The sequence below is a fragment of the Novacetimonas sp. GS1 genome (assembly GCF_036686925.1).
Taxonomy (GTDB): Bacteria; Pseudomonadota; Alphaproteobacteria; order Acetobacterales; family Acetobacteraceae; genus Novacetimonas; species Novacetimonas hansenii.
Genome location: NZ_VSZP01000001.1, coordinates 744663 through 766833, shown reverse-complemented (window position 1 = coordinate 766833; position 22171 = coordinate 744663). Strand labels below are relative to the sequence as shown.

Genomic DNA, 22171 nt, shown 5'->3' with positions numbered 1-22171 from the left:
CACCTGGCTATACGCGCCCATCGTCGCATCGCCGCCGCCAGCCATAACATCGCGCGATGGAGGCCCTGCATCACGGGGGATGCCATAGGGGGGGATTGTGTTCTATAATCACCCCGTGTGATCCCCAACAGGCGAAACGGACGGCAATTCAGGTGACATGGGTGACATGGGGCGAGTATCAGGCGCTCGTCCAGCTTTCGGCCGGGATGAACATGGCGATCCTGAGCTTTGTGGACATCAGCCTTCCGGCGATCAAGGAACGCCGCCGCGTCTTTGAAAAGGCACAGCAGGAACTCGAACGCCACAAAAAAAGCACACGCCACGACAGCAGTGACAGCGACGCGCAGGACACCCACAAGCGCAGCATCAGCGCCATGGACCAGAAGATGTACCTGCTGTGGAAAGAAGCCGCCACCTTCAGCAGCGAGGAGGACTCGCTCCTTAAATCCACCGGCGTGATGGGGGTGACGGGATCTGTCGTCAGCCTTGGGCTGCTGTGGTATTCGGCACAGCATTACAATGACCCGATTTCCCTTTTGGGCAAGATCCTGATCGGGCTGTCCTTTGGCTCCCTGCTTGGGGCATTCATCATCAATTTCATGACCGCGTCACAGGCCGGGATGCTGACGCGCAAATGCAACGATATCCGCAGCGAGATGCACGACCTGCTGTAAGGTGCGCGGCGCAATGCGCATCGGGCATGCGCCACCATGGCTTAGCCCCCGCGCACCGGACGTGGTATCGCCATGTCCCGACGCGGCATGAACGCCGCCACCCGATTGACCATCCCATCGCCACGAAAGGGCATCCGCACATGAACGCCACCGAAATCCGTACCCGCTTTGCTGCGGCGCTGGACAATATCCTGTCCGATGACGAAGTGCCCGCCGATGCCCGCATCCTGCCGCAGGCCCTGTCGCAGGCGCTGGTTGAATACCGCCTGTCCGCCGCACAGCCGGGACAGGACCTGACCCCCGCCGACATCACCGTGTCCGACATCACCGAAATCGACCGCCTGAAGGGCTGGGACGACGCAACCGCCGCCACCTTGCGCAGGATTACCGATGGGCAGGATGCGCGCGCCCTTCGGCTGGCGTTCCTTTATTACTGTCAGGCCATCACCCGCATGGCCGCCTGACGTCACGGCGCAAAAGGCGCGCAGGCGGGCGCGACATGTTATGGCCGCATGTTATGGCCGCCGCGCCCTTGCGCGCCACCCCGCCTTGCGTGGGGGCGGGCGTTGGTCCTTAATGTCCATCATCCATGGTGGGCATACGTTCAGGCGGGCGTGCCTGCCGCACTTGACGGGACATGGGCTGACGATGAGGCATCTTGGGCATACGTTGCGGCTGTCGCGCATATTTTTGGGGCCGTTTGCGACCCTTGCCCTGGTTGCGGGGATATCCACCATGGCGCAGGCGCAGCAGACGCAGGCCCAGCAGACCCGCTTTGGCCCCGTCGCCATCAGCAAGGACAGGATCACATGGCGCGGCCATGCGGTGCATCCCGTCCTGACGGGCAATAGCGGCCTGATGCTGTCACCGCCGATCGCGATGGGCGACAGCGATATCGTGGTGGTCCAGAGCATCGGCGGTTCCCTGTGTCCCGCCACGTTCGCCGTCTTGCAGGTCAGCCGTAAAAAAGAACAGCACACCAATTTCTTTGGCACCTGTTCGGACATCGTCCACACAAAGGTGGTGGGCGATACGCTGCAACTGCGCATGCCCTCCATGCACACCAACGGCGTGCAACGCACCTATACCTATCACGATGGGCTGGTCAGCAAGGAAGGTGTCCTGCTGAATTCCCCCTGTACCAAAGGTATTTGCGAGAATTACTTTGGCGACGAGTGAGCCAGGCGGTCTTTTTGTAACATAAAGTCACACGTTGTTACATAGCCATACATTTCCAGACATGCGACAAAGCCGGGTCATCATGAACGGAGAAGATCATGAACAAGCTCGTGCCGCTGTTTGGCGGTATGGTGCTGTTGGCAGGATGTGCCGCCAGCCCCGATAGCATCCGGCCGGCCTATATTCCCGACAGTGCCTATTCCAGCCTCAGTTGCCAGCAGCTTGGCGAGGCGGAGTTGAAGGAAGGCGACGTGTTGCAGACCCTGACGGACAAGCAGCACCGCGCGCGCAAGACAGACACATGGGGTGTCCTGATGGTGGGGCTGCCGCTTTCGGAAATGACCGGCAGCGACGTCAAGGGCCTGCTGGCGCGTGAAAAGGGCAAGATGGAAGCCCTGCACCGCGTTCAGGCGGCCAAGGGATGTGCGGGCGCGGGGGGCCTGAACGACATGGGGGTGCCCGGCGGCACCACGACCGGGACGTCGCATGGTGCATCCGGCAATACCGGCGCCAACAGCTATATCGGCGGTACGGGCGGCAGCGGGTCTTATGGCAGCACGGCATATGACACCGGGATTTCCAGCCGCGACAATGCCACCGGCATCGGCCCAAGCGGCATGATGAGCGATCCCGGCGGTATCGGAACCTCGGTCACGCCAGCGGCGAACCTGCCGGGCGCGGGCGATTTCCGCCACTAGAGCAGATCCGGTTTGAATGGACACATTCGAACTGGCGAATATGACTGAGAAATAATGAGTTAGAGCATATCCGGTTTGAATGCGTGCGTTCAAACCGGTGAAGATGCGCGTAAAAACAATAACCCGGAGCATTTTCACCGAACCGGTTTTCCGTGGAAATGCGTCAGGCGTCACATCCCCGGTGGTGGCCCCTGCCCTACCCTGCCGGGGCAGGGTTGCACGCATGCATGTCCCCATATGCCCCCGCCCCCTGCCGACATAATGGCATCGCGACGTCCCTGATCTGTCTGAACACAGATCCTTGATAAAAAAGAAAAGTTTCTGGGTGCCGCCTTTTTTCAAAAAGGTGATGTCCTGTGACGGGGTCTGGAAAAAGCTTTACCAAAAACCTTTATGATTTCAGGAGGGTACTGGCCCTGACTTTTTGAACAATCCTGCACTCCCTTTCTGCTGTCAGGGGCATCGACCATACATTTCGTGACATTTTCATCATCCCGTCATGATGGTTTCGCGGTTATGAAGGATGCAGGCCCCATCCATCGGGGATGGGGGGACAGGTAGGCTGGCCTTTGTGAACATGCACAATCTTCTGGTAATCTGCTTTGTGGCGGTGTGGTCCTGATGGCGCGCATTACGGCGCGACGGGTGCATGGGTGGTCCGCGCTGGTCGCGGCCCCAAGCCTGCTGTTTTTCGCGCTGACAGGTATTTTCCAGATTTTCGGGTTTCACGAATCCCATAACGGATACGTGCCCGTCCCGATTATCGAAAAGCTGGGCGAGCTTCATAAAAAACAGGCTTTCCGCACCAAGCCGCCACGCCCCGGCCCACCACGCCCCGCCGGGGACAACGCGCCACAACGCCCGCCGCGGCCTGCGTCCACACCCGTGCCGACCCTGTTGCTGCGGTGGTTCTTTGCCCTTGTTTCCGCAAGCCTTGTGGTGTCCACCGTGCTTGGCGTCTGGATCGGGCTGACACAGACGCGGCAGAAGAAACTGCATTACACGCTTCTGGCCGCAGGAACGCTGGTCCCGATCATACTGGCGATGCTGTAACGCGCCCCCTTAACATGGCGGGACGGGGAAATTCAGCGGGGGTTAGAGACTGTTTGAAAAGCGAGTCTCAATAACATCCTGAAATTATAAATGTTTTTGGTGAAGCTTTTCCCAGAAAGCTTCACAAGACACCGCCTTTTTCGATCGAGAGGCGGCACCCCAAAACTTTTCCTTTTTATCAATGCGTTGCTTTCAAACAATCTCCTATATCCGACCATGCCGCCCGGTGGGATCGTCCTCGGGCTCTTCCTCTGGGGGATCGGGGGGCAGGGTTTCATCATCCCCATCCGGGTCGTCGCCCCCTTCGTTATCCCACGTGCCCAAGCCGTCATCTTCCGCCACGTCATATTCCGGCAGTTTCAGCGGCGCGGGCACGTCGTCTTCCTCCCCCGGAAGCGGGGCAGTGGGATCATGATCCTCCGGGTGGGGATCGGGCGGGGCCTCTGGCGGGATGCCAAGGCCCGGTCCGGGGCGCGAAGGCTGGGCCTGTGGGCATGATGCAGGGCACATGGGCGTTGTCCTTGACCATCTTGCTGTCCCAAACCTGCGGAACAGGGCAAAGTTCCCGTCCCGGCCAAAAGTGCGCCCGATAGACCCGATAGAACAGCAGCCAAGCAGAACACCGCCTGTCAGAACAACGACAACTGGAAAAGCGGCCGTCGAAAAACAGCCATTGGGAAACAGCCAGTCGCCTGCCTTTCCTCTTGCCTTTTAGAGACTGTTTGGAAACAAGCTGTTGATAAAAAACAGGAAAAGTTCCTGGGTGCTGTCTTTTTTCAAAAATTCAGCGTCTTTCGAAGCTTTTTGAAAAAAGCTTCACCAAAAACTTTTATGATTTCACGATTTTATCGGACTTAGCTTTTCAAACAGGCTGTTAAAGACTTCTTTAAAACATCCCATCAAGAGAAAACGGGAACATTTCAGTAATAACAATAATTTTTCAAAAAATCAGGCTTCCATAATACCCTAAAATTATAAAGATTTTTGGTGAAGCTTTTCCTAAAAGCTTCAAAAGACGCCACCTTTTTGAAAAAAATCGACACCCAGAGACTTTTCCTGTTTTTCATCAATCACTTGTTTTCAGACAACCTCTTGGCGAAAGGCCATCAATCACATGCCATCGGCAGGTCAGTGCGCGATGGCCGGACACCCGATAACAGGGAACTTCACGACGGATATGGGGTTATCGCCCCAAGATATCGCCGTGACACGACCATGTGGGGCCAGCATCGCGGCACCCGCCCGGTGTGGTTGATGGCACCACGGCGATGCCCCATTCCCGAAGGGTCCGAACAATGAACAATATCCTTCTTGTCATCATCATTATCCTGCTGATCGGGGCGTTACCAACTTGGCCCTACAGCGTGGGATGGGGCTATTATCCCTCGGGCGCGCTGGGGCTTGTGGTTCTTGCGCTGGTGGTCCTGATGATCATGGGGCGAATATGACGCCCCATTCCCTACGCGCCCCTGCTGGAAAATAGAGGCAAAAACAGGCAGTCGGGCCATTCCCGCCGCCTGTTTTCATATTCGGCCCCGGCCCCTGCCTGGGGACAGGCCGGGACGTGATTGCATGCCCCGCGAATAACACCCTGCCTGTACCGGACGGGACGATACGGGTCTGCCCCCCACATGCGCCATGCGGACCATGCTGCATCATGACAGACAGGAACGAAAGGCTGGCACGGAACATTGGCACGATATACTGGCATGACACACTGGTACAAAAGGCTGGACGGGGCCGTTTTTCAGGAACGTGACGTCCCCTGAGGGATTGTTTGAAAACAAATCCAAGAAAAGTTTCCAGATGTCGCCTTTCGATCGGAAAATGCGACGTCTTCTGAAGCTTTCTGGAAAAAGCTTCACCAAAAACTTTTATGATTTCAGTCTGTTATTGATCCTGATTTTTCAAATAACCCCTGAGGCTTTCTGCACAGGATGTTACCAGAAAATATCCTGATGATTTCAATATATTGAATGGGTCATTTGTGAAAAATCCCCTATTCATGAATGATCCGCCGGGGTGGACCGCCATGGTGCAATTCCCTCGACAGGTCAGCTATGACCCGATCATCATGCATGCAGGAAAAAAAACGCACGACCATGCATGAACTGCCCCCCATGCCACAACACATCACATTGCGCATTGGTGCGCCCCTGCCCGCGCCGGTGTCACTGCCGCCCGGACACGTGGAATTCGTCATTGGCGACGTGCATGGCGAACGCGCGCACCTGCATGCGCTGCTGCGCCATTGCGCGCGGCATTTCCCCACCGCGACCTGCACCTCCCTTGGGGATGTGATCGACAGGGGGCCAGACAGCATCGGCTGCCTGATGGATGTGCTGGATTTCGCACGCCACGGCAAACTGCCGGGGACGGACATCGCCTTTCACGCGCTGCCGGGCAATCATGAACAGATGCTGTTCGCCCCCCTGTTCAACCCGGATTATCCCGACATCTTCGCCGGGCATGGCGGCGACTGGCTGATGCCATGGAAAGGGGCCTATGGCGGCGATACATGCCGCGCGCTGGTCCATGCCGCGATGGCGGCGGGCATCGCGCATGACGCGGCGCGGTCCATGGTGGATTATGCCATCGCACGATGGAAACCCGGCACGGATGGCCGCCCGTCCATCGCCACGTTCCGCACCATCGGGTCGGTACTGTTGCTGCATGCGGGCATCAACCCCACCGCGCCGGACCCCGTGGCATGGGCACGGCGGTATAACGCGCTGCATGCCCATGACGACGACAATCCCCTGTGGATACGCAAGGCATTTCATACCTCCACCACCCCATGGCCCGGCGGGTGGTTCGTGGTGCATGGCCATACGTTCGAACACCGCATTCCCACCGCGCGCGACGGAACATGCAAACCCATCGGGACATTACGACCCGAAGGATACCGGCTGGGCCTTGATGCGGGATCAAGTGCAACCGGAATCGTCGCCGCGGTCGCAATCACCCATGGTGCGGTGCAGATCATCACCGCCCACCAGTCCCGTGACGGATGAAACAGCCACACAGGGGATGATGGAGCATGCAAAGGGGACAGGTGTTCAGGCGTGACCTTATATTTTGATAACATGCAATATTTTTCAAAGATCTTTGAAAAAATATCCTTGCCCGGAACTTCTGTTGTTTTAGAGATTGCTTGAAAACAAGTCATTGATAAAAAACAAGAAAAGTTTCTGGGTGCTGCCTTTTTTTTTCAAAAAGGCGGCGTCTTCTGAAGCTTTTTAGAAAAAGCTTCACCAAAAACCTTTATAATTTCAGGGTGTTATTGAGCCTGACTTTTCAAAAAGTCTCTTAATGGGGTTCTGGCCCAAACCCCGCAAACAGTTGCCAGAACGCACCTGTAAAAGGCAGAGGCAGAGGCAGAGGCGGGGCCAGCACCACACCAAACCCGATCAGGATATCTGGTGCGGGTTCTGTCAGAAAGCTTCGGGAAATGCCGCCTTGCATCTGCTAAAAGGCGGCATCCGCCCCCTTCACATCCCGATTGCCGGGACAGGCATCGCCCCTGCAACCTGTCACGGTTTCGTCTGCGATTCCATGGGCGGTTTTTACGCGCCCGACGCCAGTGCGCAGCCACATTCACGCGGCATGACATCTTCCGCCACTCCCCTTGCCGCGGCCTGGCACGGCCATTCCCGCAGGACGGGACGGCCCGTACGATCCCAGGCATGCAGCAATGTCTGCTTCCATTCGTCACGGATTTCGCGGGGAATCTGGCGGATTGAGCGTTTCATGGCGTGACCTCCGTCATGCAGGGGTGACATGGTCCCTGTCGATACATAACATATCGCAATCATGACGTGCGGAATGTGGATTTTTCATGAATTCGCCCTCCACCCGATCATAAGAATGTCAACCACGCCATTGCAGGCATGGGCGGGTGGGCGTGACCTACATTCCGGGGGCGCCCGCACTGCCGGGGCCTGCGCCAGCCTGTTGCGGGGAACCGCCCATGCCGCCCGTCCCGTCGGGATAGCTGGCCCCGCCCGGCGGTGCCGCATGCCGTCCGGCACAGGCCGCAAGCCCTGCCGAAAGCACAAGGATATACAGGATGCGCGCTGTTGCCTGTCGCATATGCTTAACTCTCCTGTTCTTGGTTAAGGAATTATTTAAAATCAATGGATTGAGGCCATGAAAACACTTCCCCACATCACGTTTCACAAACAGGGGCAGCCTGACGGGCATGCACGACCTGCCATGACTGCCGGGGGAGGAGATACGGCCGATATCAGGGCCAACGCAGGGACCAACACCGGAACCCGGAGGAGACCGAGCCAGAGCCAGAGCCAGAGCCAGAGCCAGAGCCAGAGCCAGAGCCAATCCCGGAAACCGGGCACGGGCCGGAGTCAAGACCGGGATAATCCCCGGGTTGGGGCCTGTCACACGCCAACGCTGCACCCGGCAAGATGTTCGGCAAGAGATCCCGCAGGCCCCCGACCGACCAGTCACGATGGCCAGAGGCCACGTTGACCGGATCAGGACAGTAACCCCCTGAAGCAACAAAAGTTTTTTAAAAAATGTTTGAAAGATACGGCATTTCCAAAAATGCACGGCAACGCCTGACATCTTTCCCCATTCATTATCACGGGGCATGTCCAGACATTATTCCAAGAGCTTGTTTGAAAACACATCATTGATAAAAAACAGGAAAAGTTTTCGGGCGCCTCCCTTTTGCAAAAAAGCGGTGCCTTCTGAAGGCTTTTTAGGAAAATCTTCACCAAAACCTTTATAATTTCAGGATGTTATCGAGCCTTTCTTTTCAAACAGCCTCCAAAAACCACCACTCTTTCAATATGATATTGGCTCGCTCTTTTCATCCCTCCTGCCACGCCAAACCCATCCCCCTGCCCGGGCGTTGGCACGGATACACCCATGGCGATAGCAGGACAAAACAGGACAGGTCATGCGACAATTTTCATTTGCGGGGATATTCCTGCCACATGGGGGACGTACACACAGGATATTGCTTGGGGGGATGGTGCTGGGGGGCCTGCTGGCTGGGGGCATGATGGCACTGCCCGGCGCATGGGCGCATGAACCCACCCGGCAGCAGCAGGCCCGCGCATGCCGGGGCGACGCGCTGCGTCTGTGTGCGACCTCCATCCCCGATGAAGCCCGCATCACCGCCTGCATGCAGCGCAAGATCGACCGCCTGTCGCCACGCTGTCGCGCCATGTTCCATCCACCCGGCATGCCCGCGTCCCCGTCGGGAAAGGTAACGCGGGCCACCCCCTCCGTCACGCCGCAGCCCACGCCGCGCGCCACGTCATCAGGCGACCGGCGGCCGGTATGACCCCTTTCGTCGGCGGTACACGCAACCCGGCGCACCCCGGCGCGTTTTCCCTGCTCCCCCCACCAGGAGCCCATACATGACACGAACACGCGCGATGACCGTCCTGATGCTGTCGGTGACACTGGCCTGTACCGGCCTTGCCGGGTGCAAGCGCCATCATGAGACAGCGGGCGAAAAGCTGGATAAATTCGGCAACAAGGTGCAGGACACCTTTGACCCGCCCAAGGGTCCGGCGGAAAAGGTGGGACGCAGCATCGACCGCGCCACGGGCGACTGACCCCCACCCAAGCAAGGTCGCAGGGACGGGGCCGTGGCATGTGCGGGCCCGATACCCGACCGGCGTTACAAGGGTTTGGAGACTGTTTGAAAAGTCAGGCTCGATAACACCCTGAAATTATAAAGGTTTTTGGTGAAGCTTTTTCCAAAAAGCTTCAGAAGACGCCGCCTTTTTCGATCAAAAGGCGGCACCCAAAAACTTTTCCTGTTTTTTATCAATGATGTGTTTTCAAACACTCTCTTAGGGGATTTCCCTTCCTCTCTTTGAAACGGCGATTACGCTTAAAACAGGCAGTAGGCATCAGGGCATGCCGTGGCGGCGTCATCCCATGCGGGGGGCACCCGCCACGGCACGTGCGCAGGCCGCGACCGCCACCAGCATGGCCGCCAGCATCGCAAACGCCATCGGCAGGCCGCTGTACTGCGCCACAAGACCGATCAGCGCAGGCCCGATCAGTATCCCGGCATAACCAATGATGGTGATGCCCGATATGGCGGCCTCGACCGGCATGATCCGCTGCCTGCCCATCGCGCCATACAGGACCGGGACAATATTGGCACACCCCGCCCCCATCAGCGCCAGCGCGCACAGTGCAACCCAAAGCGAGGGCGCCACCACAACCAGTGCCAGCCCCATCGCCGCGCAGGCAGCCCCCACACCGATCACCCATGCATCGCCCATACGCCGCACGACGGCATCCCCCGACAGCCGGCCCAGCACCATGGCGGCGCAAAAGGCCACATAACCGCCCCCCGCACGCGCGGGCGGCAGGTGATGCGCGCTGGACAGGAAAATGGCACTCCAGTCCAGCATGGCGCCCTCGACCAGAAACGCGGCACAGCACATCAGCCCCGCCAGCAGCACGACCCCGCGCGGCAGCATCAGGCGACGTGCGACACCAGGGCGGGCAGCATCAGGGCGGGCGGCACCATCATGCGCCGTGGTGGGTTTCTGGGGGGGATGCCGGGATGCATGCAATGTCGGATTCCGGCAATGATTCCGCCACCATCCCCGGCAAGGATTCCAGCATGGACTCCGCCGCAGCGCCCGGCACAGCGTCCGTCACGGCATCCGGCGCAACCGCCGGTCCGAACACCGGCCCCAGCAGCCCCCCCGCCGCCAGCGCGATCGTGCCGCCAACGCATATGACACCCGCCACGGTAATGCCCGCAGGCGACATCCCCATGCCCAGCCCCCCGCTGGCCCCCGCCGCACCCAGCAGCGTGCCGACACTGAACATGCCATGGAAGCCCGACATCATGGGCCGCCTGCTTTCATGTTCCACCGCGACGGCCTGCACGTTGATGACGCAATCCATCGCCCCCATCGCCGCACCAAACAGCAACAGGCATGCCGCCAGCGTGACAAAGGTGGAGGCCAGCCCAAGCCCCGGTAACGCCAGACACAACAGCGCACACGCGACCACCAGCACCCGTCGGCATCCCGCGCGCGCAACCAGACGCGCGGCAATCGGCATTCCCACAACCGACCCCAACCCCAGACACAGCAGCAGAATACCCAGCGCCCCCGATGACAGCCCGGCACGCGCCCGCGCGAACGGAACCAGCGGCCCCCATCCCGCCAGCGCAAACCCCACCACCAGGAATACCATCCGCGTCGCCACCTGCCGCCGTCGCAGGCCAACGGGCAAATATCCGCCACATTCCACAGGCATATCAGCAGGGTTCCTCGGTTCACGGTGCCATGCGCCAACATCAGGGCAGGCAGGGGCAATGTCCGGCATGGATAGGGGATTATGCGCGCGCCCGGCAACCCTGCCCGCCACCAGCCGTTGGCCCCCTGCTTCTACGCGGTCCATGACGGACCATGGGAGAAATATCATCATGACAATATTGCGCACCCCCACCCTCCGCACGCCCCGCCATGACGGGGCACAGGGACAGGCACGACCCCCAGGGCGCAGGCGTGTCGCCGCGCCCCTGCGCCCGGTCGCGCTGTTGCTGTGCCTTGTCTCACTTGCGGGGTGTTACGGTGGCCGGGACTGGCACGACCATCACCATCATCGCGACGGATATTATGGCGGCGGATACCATGACGGGCGCGGCGGGTATGGGCGCGGCGGATATGGCGGAGGCGGATATGGCGGAGGCGGGCGCGGGTGGTAAGCAGCCGGCACCGGGCGGTGGCCAGCGCGGACAGGTGGTTGCCATATGACCACCATGGCGCCACCATGCGCCGCGTCGGTACAGCACGGAGCATGACGCAGGATGAAGGACCAGATCATCGAAGGCATAATTTCAATCGCCTTGGCGCTGGTGGTCCTCCTGATCCTGCAAAGAATACTGGGGTAGCAAAAATTACCGGGCCAGGGGTTTTTTCCCACCCGGAAGGCGCAGCAGTGATATGCAGCGGTATTGTGCCGCGATATTTCCGCACTCCTGCCGCAATGGCCGTGCGATATGTCACCCGGCAGCCCCGTTAGTGGAGAATGCAGGATGAAGAAAACGATATTTGGTGCGCTGGCGCTGATGCTGGGCCTTGCGCCCGCGCTTGCCATGGCGCAGCCAATGCCGCCGGGTTATTATCATTATGGTCCGCGTTACGAACGCCGTGGCTGGCGCAGGCCACCGCCGCCACCGCCCATGTGGCGCAGGCCACCGCCCGTGTGGGGCCGGTATTACGGGCCCCCCCCGCCGCCACCGCCTCCGCCGGTCTATCCTTACTGGTAAGGGATGGCGGAACGCGGCAGGATGCCTGCGTTCGCGAACAACGTCTTTGATGGAAACCTTCCGGACGTCGCCTTTTTCCGAAAAGGCGGCGTCTTTATGATGCCTTTGGCAAAAGCCAGAACCCGCGCCCCATTGAAATCATCAATGTTTTTGGCGAATATTTTTCCAAAAACCCTTCGAAGACATCATATTTTCAAAAAATTCCTATGCCTGAAAAGTCAGGCTCGACAACATCCTGAAATTATAAAAGTTTTTGGTGAAGCTTTTTCCAAAAAGCTTCAGAAGACACCACCTTTTTGAAAAAAGTAGAATCCATAACCTTTTGTTGTTTTTAGGGACTGTTTAAAAACAGGTCTTTGATAAACAGTAGGAAAATATTTTCTGTTGCCTTTCGAAGCTTTTTGAAAAAAGCTTCACCAAAAACTTTTATTATTTCGTGCTCTTATCGGATTTACCTTTTCAAAATGCGTCCCGCATCCCACCATGGCACTGACCCGACCGTTTCGGACATGCGCGCCCGCCGCGCCGGCAGTCCGGGCGAGGGCACAGCCCAGCATGCGCATTGCAATGTTGCAATAACGGCAGGGTGTTTCATTTGTGACGATGCATGTATTGCGCGCCAGCACATCCCCGGCACAACGATGGATGCCATCATCATGCCCGGCGTTTTTATTCCCTGAAATTAACACTCAATCAATACATGGGATATCATAGTAAAGGGTGCGTTACTTTCCGCACCAATGGAACCCGACGCCCATCGCGGCGTTGGGATCTGTATGGCGGATCGCCATGATCAGGCCACCAGACGTGTTCGCACCATATGGTACGGACACACATCAACGGAATCAGGAAGCATCATCATGGGTGAATTTACCGACAAGCTGAAGGGCACAGCCGACAAGACCGTCGGGTCGATCAAGGAAACCGTCGGCAAGGCCACAGGCAACGAGGAACTTCAGGCCAAGGGCACCGCCCAGAAGCTGAAGGGAGAGGCTGAAAAGGCCGTAGGTAGCGTCAAGGGCGCGATCAACAAGATCTGATCCCCCTGCCCCTGCGACCGGAGGCAACGGACCATACGCCGTCCCCCTGTCACCTCAATCCCCCACCGCACCATGCCGGTGCGTGGGGGAAGGGGGCAGGCCCACCCACCGGGGGCGCAGCAGAGCACCTTGCGCATGTCATGGGACACCATGGCATGCGTTTTTTATGTTCCCCAAAATCATGATGCCCAAATGATACTTTCCCTGCCGGGCCAAGGGGGATGCACCCTGCACCTGAGGGATTATTTGCAAAGTCAGAATGAATACCACACTAAAATCATAAAGGTTTTTGGTGAAGCTTTTCCCAAAAAGCTTCAGAAGACGCCGCCTTTTTCGATAGAAAGGCAGCACCCAAAAACTTTTATTTTTTATCGATGAGTTACGTTCAAACAATCTCTGATATGCAGATCAGGGCTTCGACAGGTTTGCAACGACCGGCGCGATACAGGCGGGATCCGTCATTTCCCCATCATCGTTATCATCACTGTCGCCACCATCACCGGCACCACCCAGCCATTGCCCATCGCGCGCCACCCGCCCGGCGGATGCATCAAGCGCGCAGTTCACGACAATCCGCGCCGCCCCCGGTGGGATAAGGGCGTCAAGGCGCAACGTGTCCGGTCCGCTCATGACATCGAATGTACCAATCGGTCCGTATGTCTGGCGCAGCCACGCCGTCGCGGCCCCCTGCCCCGGCAACAGCCGCACATCCCCCGCCCGCACCAGCAGTTCGGCGCGCCCATCCGGCCCCTGCGCGGGGACGGGACGCATATCGGGCAGGTCCGCAATGAACAGGCCCGCCGCCACCCGGCCGGGCAGGTGGGTCACATCCTGCATGAACGCCATGGCAAAGGGGGTGGCCGGCGCATCGCGCAACTGTTGTGGCGTGCCGGACTGCACAATGCGGCCATCGCGCATCAGGGCGATGGTATCGGCCAGTTCGCAGGCCTCGTTCCGGTCATGGGTGACAAGAATGGTCGTCAGGCCCAGCCGGTCATGCACGTCACGCAACCACCCCCGGATACTGCGCCGCACCAGCGGGTCCAGCGCACCGAACGGTTCATCCAGCAGCAGCACACGCGGCCCCGTCGCCAACGCACGCGCCAGCGCGACACGCTGCCGCTGTCCACCCGACAGTTCATGCGGATACCGCCCGCCCATGCCCGGCAGGTGCATCAGGTCCAGCAGTTCCTCCACCCGCGCGGCGATCTGCGCGCGAGTGGGACGTGTTTTGCGGGGACGGATCGACAGGCCGAACGCAATGTTACGCGCCACCGTCATATGATCGAACAGGGCGTAATTCTGGAACATAAAGCCGATATTGCGCGAACGTGCCTCCAGCATATCCACGCGCGCGCCATTCAGGAACACACAGCCCGCATCATGCCCGTCCAGCCCCGCAATGATACGCAGCAGCGACGTCTTGCCCGCGCCCGACGGGCCAAGCAGGGCGGTAAAGCTGCCGGTTTCCACCTCCAGCGAGATATCATCGACAATCGGGCGTCCGCCCACCCTGCGCACCAGATGTTCCAGGCGTACGCTCATGCGATTTTCCCCATCCGAAGGGCCGTGCGTTCGACAAGGCCCCGCACCGCGACCACGCCCATCGCCATGAGCGCAAGCAGCGCCGCCATCGCAAAGGCCGCGACCGTCTGGTATCCGTTATACAATGTCTCGATATGCAGCGGCATCGTTTCCGTCAGGCCGGGAATATGGCCCGACACCACCGATACCGCGCCGAATTCACCCATCGCCCGCGCCGTCGTCATCAGCACCCCCGACAACAGGGCCGCCCGCGCGCCCGGCAGCGTGACATGCCACAGCACCCGCCACATGCCCGCCCCCAGCATCACGGCGGCTTCCTCCTGCGCGCGGCCCATATGGCGCAGCATCGGCATCATCGTGCGCGTGACATAGGGAAACGTGACAAACAACGTCGCCAGCAGGATGCCCGGTGGCGCAAACATGACGGGATAGCCCCAGCGTTCCAGCGCCGCCCCCCACCATCCCTGCGTGCCGAACACCAGCAGCCACACCAGCCCCCCCACCACGGGCGATACGCTCAGAGGCAGTTCCACCAGCACGATCGCAAGCCCCCGCCCCGGAAACGAAAACCGCGTCAGCGTCCACGCCGCCATCACGCCAAAAAAGCTGTTGATCGCCACCGCCAGCGCGGTGATGAGCAGCGTAAGCCGGATGGCCGACAGCGCATCGGGATCACACAGGCCATCCCATGCCGCGCGCAGCCCGTGCGACAGCGCCCCGGCGAACACCATCACCGGCGGCAGCACCACCATCATCCCCACCATTCCCCACACAAGGGCGGCAAACCCCCATCGCCCGACCTGGCCGTTCATATCGCGCCCCCCGCACCGCCACGCCCGACATGGCGACGCACCCATGCGATCACACCCAGCGACGCCATCGCGATCGCCACCAGCACCAGCCCGATCAGGCTGGCCCCCTGCGTGTCATATTCCTGAAGGCGGATGACAATCAGCAGCGGGGCGATTTCGGTATGGTACGGCTGGTTCCCGGCGATGAAAATGACCGACCCATATTCCCCCACCCCACGGGCGAACGCCATCGCGAACGCTGTCAGCAACGCGGGATACAGCGCGGGCATCACCACGCGGGCCACCACCTGCGCACGGGTCGCGCCAAGGGTGCGCGCCACCTCCTCCGCCTCGGGCGGGAGGGCGCGCAGGACCGGGACAACCGTACGCACCACAAACGGCAGCCCCACAAACATCAGCGCCACGACAATGCCCAACGGCGTGAACGCCACCTTCATCCCCAGATGCGACAGCGGCGCGCCAACCCATCCATGCGGGCCATATAACGTCGCCATCGTAATGCCCACCACCGCAGTCGGCAGCGCGAACGGCAGTTCCACCAGCGCGTCGATCACGCGCCATCCCGGCACCCTGACCCGCACCAGCCCCCATGCGATCACCACACCCGCAACCACATCAAGTGCCGCGGCCACCAGCGCGGACACGAAACTGACCCGCAGGGCGGCAAGCATCCGCCCGTCATGGACGATATGGGCGAACGCACCCAGACCACTGCCGACCCCTTGTGCCCAGGGGCGCGCCAGCAACGCCAGCAGCGGCAGGATCACCAGCACACCCAGCCACCCCAGCGTCAGCGACAGCCCGACGCCAAAACCCGGCAGCCCGTCACGCCGCCGCCGCCACAACGTGAACGGAGCGTGCCCGCCCGCGCCCTGCCGCGCCGCGCAATGTCCGGCCATACCACCACCGTCCATATCATGGGCGGGTGTCATCGGGCCGGGTGTCATCGGGCATAAATACCGTCGAAAACACCGCCATCGGCGAAATGCGTTTTCTGCACCTGCGTCCATCCGCCAAGCGAGGCGATGTCGAATGTCGCGGTGTCGGCAAAGGTCGCGCGGTTTTCAGCAAGGATGGAGGGCGTGACCGGGCGGAAATAATGTTTCGCCCCGATCCGCTGTCCCGCATCGGTAAACAGGAAATCAAGATAGGCACGCGCAAGGTCCAGCGTGCCATGCGCCTTTGCATTGCGTTCCACCACCGCGACGGGCGGTTCGGCAAGGATCGTCAGCGGCGGGACGACCATGTCGAACTGGTCCGGCCCGATGTCGCGCGCGGCCATCAGGGCCTCATCCTCCCACGCCAGCAGGACATCACCGGTCCCGCGCTGTACAAAGCTGTTGGTCGCGCCGCGCGCACCGGTATCAAGCACCGGCACATGCGCAAACAGCGACCGCAGGTACGCCCGCGCCGTATCGGGCGTCGCGCCCGGCTGCCGCAACGCCCAGCCCCATGCCGCGAGATAGTTCCACCGCGCGCCGCCCGATGTCTTTGGATTGGGGGTGATGACCTGCACCCCGTCACGCACCAGGTCGGGCCAGTCATGGATGCCCTTTGGGTTGCCCTTGCGCACAAGAAAGACAATCGTACTGGTAAATGGCGTCGAATTATGCGGCAGCAATCCCTGCCAGTTGGCAGGCAGCAGGCCGACCGCCGCCAGCATGTCGATGTCATAGGCAAGGCCAAGCGTCACCACATCGGCGGGCGCGCCCTCCTGCACCGAACGGGCCTGCGCGCCGGACCCGCCATGCGACGTGCGCACGACCACCGGCGCGCCGCCATGCGTGCGCGCCCATTGCGCGGCAAAGGTGCGGTCGACCTCCTGATACAATTCGCGCGTGGGGTCATATGACACATTCAGCAATGTCGTCGCAGCCCACGCCGCGCGCGGCCGCGCCGCCAGCAGCGCGGCACAGCCCAGCCCGGCCTGAAGGAAACCACGGCGGCTCGAAAGGAATGATGGCTTCATGGAACAGTTCTTTCCAGGCGGCGTCACGTCGTTGACGGGTCTTTCCCCAGGATGGCCAGCCATAATGGTGACGCATGGCGGGGATAATTAAACCATTTTATATCGTTTAATACTCTAATCCACGCCCCTGAAACCTGTCAATAATCATCTTCCAACGGCGTGCTTCGCACAAATTAACGAATTATATATGTTGTATATACCCCTGTGGCAGGCATGGATGTTTCAATTTTTATAATTTAATTTCAATATGTTATAAACATGACGCAAAAAAGTGGGTCTGCGTGTCGGCGCTAAGCACTTATATTTTGATGTGTTTTCTAATTTAACTTTATTGACCGTATTATAAAATCCCATTACGGATATGAACCAGATTCCTTCCGCTTTTCCCTTCCTGTCCACCGAAATGGTTTTCCCATGACACCCTTGCCACGGTCAGCCACAGCAGGCGCGACGCCTTTTAGTTTCGCATCCGTCCTTTCATGGAATGCGCGCTGCCTGCTTGTCGCACCGCTTGCGGTACTGTCATGGGGAATGATGACGGCCACGCGCGCGCAGGGAGCGGCAACACAGGGGGCAGCAACACAGGGGGCGACCACACAGGGCACAAGCACACTGGGTACGAGCACACTGGGCGCACCCCCAAATGCAGTGCAGGGCACAATATCGGGCACGATCCCACACACGGCGCACCCGCTGTCGCCACGCACCATGGCGCGCGCGCCCGTGACGCCATCGGCCAATCCCGCCGCCATACATTCCACCACCGGCACCGCACAGCCTGAAAGCATGATGGTGCATGTTGGCCCACGCCCGCCCATCCAGACCTATCCCCATGCCAACCCGGTGGGGCAGCCCATCGTCATGACCGGTGCGCAGAACCGCATCAACGGCCATCCCTATGACTGGGGCGTGTTCAATCGCGGTAACGGGGAATCCGCGGGCTTTGGCCCGGTGGGTCAGTACGGCATCGCCCCGTGGGCCGAGGACTGGAGCCGCCTGCGCAACAGCACAAAACATACCGACCCGTTCGACGTGCTGAAATATATTCCGCTGACCCCTGACGGGCAGGTATGGATCAGTTTTTCAGGCGAGACGCGGCTGCGTAACTGGTTCGAGACACGTCCCAACCTTGGCACGCAAAAACCCAACGATTCAGGCCGCTTTGGCGTGCGCAACCTGTATGGCGCGGACCTGCATATCGGATCGCACCTGCGGTTTTTCGGGCAACTGATCAACGCCGATGCGGGCGGGTGGGGCGGATATGGATATGGCTCCACCTATCGCAAGCGTCTGGATGCGCAACAGGCATTTGTGGAAACACGGTGGAACCTGCTGGGTGCGAAAACGGGGTTCATGTTCGGGCGGCAACAGTTCCTCGATGCACCGTCTTACATGCTTTATAACCGTGAAACACCCAATGTGCCGCTGTCATGGGACGGGTTCCGCGCCTATGCCATCTGGAAACGCATCCGCATCGACGGCTGGGATTTCGTGCAGACGAACGACAGCCAGAACAAGATGTTCCACGACACCGAAAACTATTCCACGCGGCTGTACGGGTTCGACACCACATGGGCGCCACCGGATTTCCGTTTCCTGGGCGAACGTGGCTATTCCTTCGTCGATGCCTTTTATATCGGCTATAAACTCTCCGGCTCCTCTGGCGCGATCGCGACGCAGACGGGCACGGCGACGGGTTCGAACACACGGAACAATTTCGGCGTCCGCTGGCACGGGCAGGCCGGGCCGATCGAATTTTCCGTCGGCGCGGTATGGCAGGGCGGCGTGTTCCGATATGCCAAAACCAATATCGCCCGCAATGTCAGCGCCTATGCCATCAATTCCATCGTTGGGTACCGTGTGCCAAAGGACAGGCTGCATACCTTCGCCGGCGTGCAGACGGATATTTATTCAGGTGGCAATGACGCCAGAAAAAATGGGGATATCGGCACCTATATCTCGCCCTTCAATCCGCAGACCAACTATCTCGACACCACGACATACATGACTGCGTCCAACCTCATCAGTGTCGCGCCACTGGTGCGTATCACGCCGTTCAAATCCGTCAGCCTCCAGGTCAAATTCCCCCTGTTCTGGCGCGACAGCACCAATGACCGGGTTTACAAATCCTCTGGCGCCTACAGCTTTGCAGGGAATTTCGGCGGCAAGTTCATCGGCATGGCCCCACAGGCGTCACTGGCGTGGCAGATCAATACACATCTGTCATGGACGCAATATGTCTCGCGCTTCATGACGTCACGCGCCCTGAACGATGCAGGCGGGTCGAGCGGTACATATTACCAGTCCAACTTCGTCTTCCGCTTCTGAGAGGCTGTTTGAAAACAGATCATTGATAAAAGATCATAAAAGTTTCTGGGTGCTGTCTTTTTTCAAAAATGTGGCGTCTTCTGAAGCTTTTTGGAAAAAGCTTCACCAAAAACTTTTATAATTTCAGTATGTTATCAAGCATGACTTTTCAAACTGTCCCTGATCCCAGGTCAGGGGGCGTTGCACATGCCCCCGACCAAAGGATGTCGCCCTTTGATTCCAGGCACAAGGTCAGGGAATTCATGGTTTTTGACAGATTATTTTTAAAAGATATCTGTCCATACAGGGCATTTCAGAAAATCACCCCGCTGCGGAAATATCTGCCATCCAGTTTGAAAATTCAACACTGGAGCATTTTCACCTGTTTGAATGCAGGCATTCAAACCGGATCCACCCTAAAATCATAAAAGTTTTTGGTGAAGCTTTTTCCAAAAAGCTTCAGAAGACACCGCATTTTTGGAAAAAGTCAGCACCCAAAAACTTTCCTTATTTTTTATCAACGCGTTATTTTCAAACACTCTCTCAGGCGGCAGAAGGCGGTCATCGGCCCCCTGATGCACTGCCCTTTGCAGCATGCATTGCCCCGGCTGTCCCGCGTTGGTGGATTGGCGCCATGCGTGTCGTGACCATCCCGGCCATGTCCCGGCATACCCCTCACCTTATGACGCCCGCCAGATGAGGCCCACCAGATGAGGCCCACCATGTCCGGGCCATCACAGATCCCCGGATTTTTCAGGCGGCCGATTCTCTTCCGGCTTTGATAAGGCAGGTCGCGTTCCCCACTCCGCCCCCCCGATGTCACCCGATGTCGCCCGGCCACCAGTCCTGACATCAACCGCGCTGGCGGGATGCCGACCATGCGTCGCACGGACCCGGCACACACCAGTGGGCAGAGATGTCAGCGCCGTTTCAACGCGCGGTCGCGCGGAACAGGGTGGCGACGCGGCGGCGCAGGCTCGACAGGTCCGGCAGCACCACATTATGCAATGCCCGCACACTGTCATGGGTGGCGTAAAACCGCCGCCCGACCGCATTGGCCAGCACGATCGCGGTTCCGACGAAAATTCCGTCAATTTCAATAATTGTTGATTCCAGCATGATCTGTATCCGAAAAAATCTTACGCAGGGCCAGACGGTTTCGGCAGACCACAGGGATGCCTACCGTACTGGACGTATATGCCGGGGTCGCGCCGGCGCAGGAAAAACAGGACATCGACCATATCCACACATATATAGAAGCATGGGCTGACCTTCTATGGCAGTCATGGGTTTCGATTTGGCCTGCATCATATGCGCCAAGGGGAGGATGTCAACATTAAACAGTTCAAGTTCGTTTTAATACATATTAAACGTATTTATATGTATTTTTTATGCCCCTTATTTTCACATTGTTTATCATATGGTTACGATAAATCTGATGCCGCATGCGCCAATATCCATCTCCATCTACGGATCACAACCGACCGCCTGGCATCCCTGCGGCAGGGGTTTGCGCCATAAATCACGTAACGGGCGTGAATATGCATCGGCCCTGACACGTGATGATACACTCCCCAACATTCATGGCACCTGACAAAAGTGTTCAAACCTGCTATTCACGCGATGGGCATCAAATCTATTATTCAAGGTTAAATAAACACAGGAAGCACGATAATAAACATTTATATTACAAGTATGTTTTTATTTTTATTCATTCCACCACCGTCACACGACATGCGCATGACTGCACCCCACACCCGCGCGCGCATGCCACATGCCGTCAGACCTTTGCCAAGGAGATAGCCCGTCAGCATGGCCGCCACCCCGATGCAAGCCACCACGCGCCTGAGGCTGCTGGAACAGGCATGGCCCCTGATTGCACAGAAAGGCTTTGCCAATACCAGCATCAATGACGTGCTGGAGGCCGCCCATGTGCCCAAGGGTTCGTTTTATTATTATTTCTCCTCCAAGGATATCTTCGGTCAGGAGGTCTTGCAGTACAACATGCGCGAACATGCCGATGCGATCCGCATGTTCCTGTCCCGCCCGCACCTGACGGGGATGGAACGGATGATGGCGTACTGGTCATCATGGGCAGAGCGTGAGTCCAATCCCGACCCGCGCCAGAAATGCCTGATCGTCAAGATCGGGTCAGAGGTCAGCGAACTGTCCGATGGCATGCGCGTGGTCATGGAACGCGGAATTGACATGCTTGTGGCGCTTCTGGACGGGGGGATTCGCGCGGGCGTCAACGATGGCTCCATCTGCCCGGTCATCGAACCCGCACATGTCGCGCGCGAACTGTTCCATTACTGGCTGGGCAATGCGGTGGCGTTCAAGATACATCGCAACCCGCCGCGCCTGATACGTGCGCTGGACATCACGCGCACCATCCTGCTCGGGCTGCGGTCCGAGCAGGATATGCCGGTTGCCGTGCCATGAACGCCCCATGACAACGGGCGTGCTTCGATATCGCCTTTTTCAAGAGACTGTTTGAAAAGTCAGGATTAATAACACCCTGAAATCATAAAGGTTTTTGGTGAAGCTTTTTCCAAAAAGCTTCAGAAGACGCCGCCTTTTTTAAAAAAGGCGGCACCCGGAAACTTTTCCTGTTTT

27 protein-coding genes are annotated in these 22171 nt (G+C 58.8%); 16 read left to right on the top strand and 11 right to left on the bottom strand.

Translation table 11 applies throughout. The features are described from left to right. Window positions 1-161: 161 nt before the first annotated feature. From FYB92_RS03440 to FYB92_RS03420, 5 genes are all read left to right on the top strand, one after another. Window positions 162-674, top strand: coding sequence for a hypothetical protein (locus tag FYB92_RS03440; protein WP_040512760.1), 513 nt, complete (start codon window positions 162-164; stop codon window positions 672-674). Continuing rightward, complete coding sequence (locus FYB92_RS03435; protein ID WP_332828174.1) at window positions 635-1138, top strand: hypothetical protein; 504 nt, start codon at window positions 635-637, stop codon at window positions 1136-1138. The genes FYB92_RS03440 and FYB92_RS03435 overlap by 40 nt, the downstream gene beginning before the upstream one ends. Further along, on the top strand, window positions 1065-1853 hold the full coding sequence (locus FYB92_RS03430; RefSeq protein WP_332828173.1) for a hypothetical protein: 789 nt from the start codon (window positions 1065-1067) through the stop codon (window positions 1851-1853). The genes FYB92_RS03435 and FYB92_RS03430 overlap by 74 nt, the downstream gene beginning before the upstream one ends. A 98-nt stretch (window positions 1854-1951) precedes the next feature. Continuing rightward, window positions 1952-2551, top strand: coding sequence for a hypothetical protein (locus tag FYB92_RS03425; RefSeq protein ID WP_003621622.1), 600 nt, complete (start codon window positions 1952-1954; stop codon window positions 2549-2551). Between the two features lie 621 nt (window positions 2552-3172). Then, complete coding sequence (locus tag FYB92_RS03420; protein ID WP_075625196.1) at window positions 3173-3604, top strand: hypothetical protein; 432 nt, start codon at window positions 3173-3175, stop codon at window positions 3602-3604. A gap of 204 nt (window positions 3605-3808) precedes the next feature. Here FYB92_RS03420 and FYB92_RS03415 read toward each other — a convergent pair whose 3' ends face one another. Then, complete coding sequence (locus tag FYB92_RS03415) at window positions 3809-4114, bottom strand: hypothetical protein (protein WP_003621616.1); 306 nt, start codon at window positions 4112-4114, stop codon at window positions 3809-3811. 477 nt (window positions 4115-4591) lie between these two features. Between FYB92_RS03415 and FYB92_RS03410 the strand changes: the two genes are divergently transcribed. The 3 genes from FYB92_RS03410 to FYB92_RS03400 all read left to right on the top strand — a co-directional run bounded on the left by FYB92_RS03410 (window position 4592) and on the right by FYB92_RS03400 (window position 6618). Continuing rightward, complete coding sequence (locus FYB92_RS03410; protein ID WP_332828172.1) at window positions 4592-4903, top strand: hypothetical protein; 312 nt, start codon at window positions 4592-4594, stop codon at window positions 4901-4903. After that, window positions 4900-5052, top strand: a complete 153-nt coding sequence (locus tag FYB92_RS03405) for a DUF3309 family protein (RefSeq protein ID WP_003621614.1) — start codon at window positions 4900-4902, stop codon at window positions 5050-5052. The genes FYB92_RS03410 and FYB92_RS03405 overlap by 4 nt, the downstream gene beginning before the upstream one ends. Before the next feature lie 672 nt (window positions 5053-5724). Next, entirely contained in the window at window positions 5725-6618 is an 894-nt protein-coding gene (locus tag FYB92_RS03400; protein WP_175575193.1) for a metallophosphoesterase, read from the top strand. Window positions 6619-7170: 552 nt separating this feature from the next. Here FYB92_RS03400 and FYB92_RS03395 read toward each other — a convergent pair. Together FYB92_RS03395 and FYB92_RS03390 are read right to left on the bottom strand one after the other, a co-directional pair. Then, entirely contained in the window at window positions 7171-7356 is a 186-nt protein-coding gene (locus tag FYB92_RS03395) for a hypothetical protein (RefSeq protein WP_139312547.1), read from the bottom strand. Window positions 7357-7513: 157 nt separating this feature from the next. Beyond that, window positions 7514-7696 (bottom strand): hypothetical protein, encoded by a 183-nt coding sequence (locus FYB92_RS03390; RefSeq protein WP_003621603.1) that lies wholly within the window; start codon window positions 7694-7696, stop codon window positions 7514-7516. A gap of 829 nt (window positions 7697-8525) precedes the next feature. On the opposite strand from FYB92_RS03390, the gene FYB92_RS03385 reads away from it, so the two are divergent. Both FYB92_RS03385 and FYB92_RS03380 read left to right on the top strand, forming a co-directional pair. Further along, on the top strand, window positions 8526-8915 hold the full coding sequence (locus FYB92_RS03385; RefSeq protein WP_247067441.1) for a hypothetical protein: 390 nt from the start codon (window positions 8526-8528) through the stop codon (window positions 8913-8915). 76 nt (window positions 8916-8991) lie between these two features. Beyond that, complete coding sequence (locus tag FYB92_RS03380; protein WP_225578748.1) at window positions 8992-9192, top strand: hypothetical protein; 201 nt, start codon at window positions 8992-8994, stop codon at window positions 9190-9192. 321 nt (window positions 9193-9513) lie between these two features. Here the strand turns inward: FYB92_RS03380 and FYB92_RS03375 are convergent, their stop codons facing one another. Together FYB92_RS03375 and FYB92_RS03370 are read right to left on the bottom strand one after the other, a co-directional pair. Then, complete coding sequence (locus FYB92_RS03375; RefSeq protein WP_332828171.1) at window positions 9514-10170, bottom strand: hypothetical protein; 657 nt, start codon at window positions 10168-10170, stop codon at window positions 9514-9516. Then, window positions 10124-11038, bottom strand: coding sequence for an MFS transporter (locus FYB92_RS03370; protein WP_332828170.1), 915 nt, complete (start codon window positions 11036-11038; stop codon window positions 10124-10126). Before FYB92_RS03370 ends, FYB92_RS03375 begins: the two co-directional genes overlap by 47 nt. Before the next feature lie 146 nt (window positions 11039-11184). Here FYB92_RS03370 and FYB92_RS03365 point away from each other — a divergent pair, with 146 nt between their 5' ends. The 4 genes from FYB92_RS03365 (at window position 11185) to FYB92_RS03350 (ending at window position 12922) form a co-directional block, all read left to right on the top strand. Then, window positions 11185-11367, top strand: coding sequence for a hypothetical protein (locus FYB92_RS03365; protein ID WP_332828169.1), 183 nt, complete (start codon window positions 11185-11187; stop codon window positions 11365-11367). 281 nt (window positions 11368-11648) lie between these two features. Continuing rightward, window positions 11649-11882 (top strand): hypothetical protein, encoded by a 234-nt coding sequence (locus FYB92_RS03360; RefSeq protein ID WP_003621593.1) that lies wholly within the window; start codon window positions 11649-11651, stop codon window positions 11880-11882. Between the two features lie 21 nt (window positions 11883-11903). Continuing rightward, entirely contained in the window at window positions 11904-12182 is a 279-nt protein-coding gene (locus FYB92_RS03355; RefSeq protein WP_281649277.1) for a hypothetical protein, read from the top strand. 560 nt (window positions 12183-12742) lie between these two features. Next, entirely contained in the window at window positions 12743-12922 is a 180-nt protein-coding gene (locus FYB92_RS03350) for a CsbD family protein (protein ID WP_040512744.1), read from the top strand. Between the two features lie 408 nt (window positions 12923-13330). Here the strand turns inward: FYB92_RS03350 and FYB92_RS03345 are convergent, their stop codons facing one another. From FYB92_RS03345 to FYB92_RS03330, 4 genes are read right to left on the bottom strand one after another with little or no spacing between them, the layout of a single operon-like run. Continuing rightward, complete coding sequence (locus FYB92_RS03345) at window positions 13331-14467, bottom strand: ATP-binding cassette domain-containing protein (RefSeq protein WP_332828168.1); 1137 nt, start codon at window positions 14465-14467, stop codon at window positions 13331-13333. After that, window positions 14464-15279 carry a sulfate ABC transporter permease subunit gene (locus tag FYB92_RS03340; RefSeq protein ID WP_332828167.1) on the bottom strand — a complete coding sequence of 272 codons (816 nt, stop codon included), beginning with the start codon at window positions 15277-15279 and terminating at the stop codon, window positions 14464-14466. The genes FYB92_RS03345 and FYB92_RS03340 overlap by 4 nt, the downstream gene beginning before the upstream one ends. After that, window positions 15276-16226, bottom strand: coding sequence for a sulfate ABC transporter permease subunit CysT (gene cysT, locus FYB92_RS03335; protein WP_281649278.1), 951 nt, complete (start codon window positions 16224-16226; stop codon window positions 15276-15278). Before cysT ends, FYB92_RS03340 begins: the two co-directional genes overlap by 4 nt. Next, window positions 16223-17248: a sulfate ABC transporter substrate-binding protein gene (locus FYB92_RS03330; RefSeq protein WP_003621581.1), complete on the bottom strand. Its 1026-nt coding sequence runs from the start codon at window positions 17246-17248 to the stop codon at window positions 16223-16225. Before FYB92_RS03330 ends, cysT begins: the two co-directional genes overlap by 4 nt. A gap of 414 nt (window positions 17249-17662) precedes the next feature. Here FYB92_RS03330 and FYB92_RS03325 point away from each other — a divergent pair, with 414 nt between their 5' ends. Continuing rightward, window positions 17663-19576, top strand: a complete 1914-nt coding sequence (locus FYB92_RS03325) for an alginate export family protein (RefSeq protein ID WP_332828166.1) — start codon at window positions 17663-17665, stop codon at window positions 19574-19576. A 401-nt stretch (window positions 19577-19977) separates the two neighbouring features. On the opposite strand, the gene FYB92_RS03320 is transcribed toward FYB92_RS03325, so the two are convergent. After that, window positions 19978-20151 carry a hypothetical protein gene (locus FYB92_RS03320; RefSeq protein WP_332828165.1) on the bottom strand — a complete coding sequence of 58 codons (174 nt, stop codon included), beginning with the start codon at window positions 20149-20151 and terminating at the stop codon, window positions 19978-19980. Between the two features lie 334 nt (window positions 20152-20485). Continuing rightward, window positions 20486-20674, bottom strand: a complete 189-nt coding sequence (locus FYB92_RS03315) for a hypothetical protein (protein WP_003621579.1) — start codon at window positions 20672-20674, stop codon at window positions 20486-20488. A 693-nt stretch (window positions 20675-21367) separates the two neighbouring features. Between FYB92_RS03315 and FYB92_RS03310 the strand changes: the two genes are divergently transcribed. Next, window positions 21368-21997 carry a TetR/AcrR family transcriptional regulator gene (locus tag FYB92_RS03310; protein WP_003621576.1) on the top strand — a complete coding sequence of 210 codons (630 nt, stop codon included), beginning with the start codon at window positions 21368-21370 and terminating at the stop codon, window positions 21995-21997. The last annotated feature ends 174 nt before the right edge of the window (window positions 21998-22171 follow it).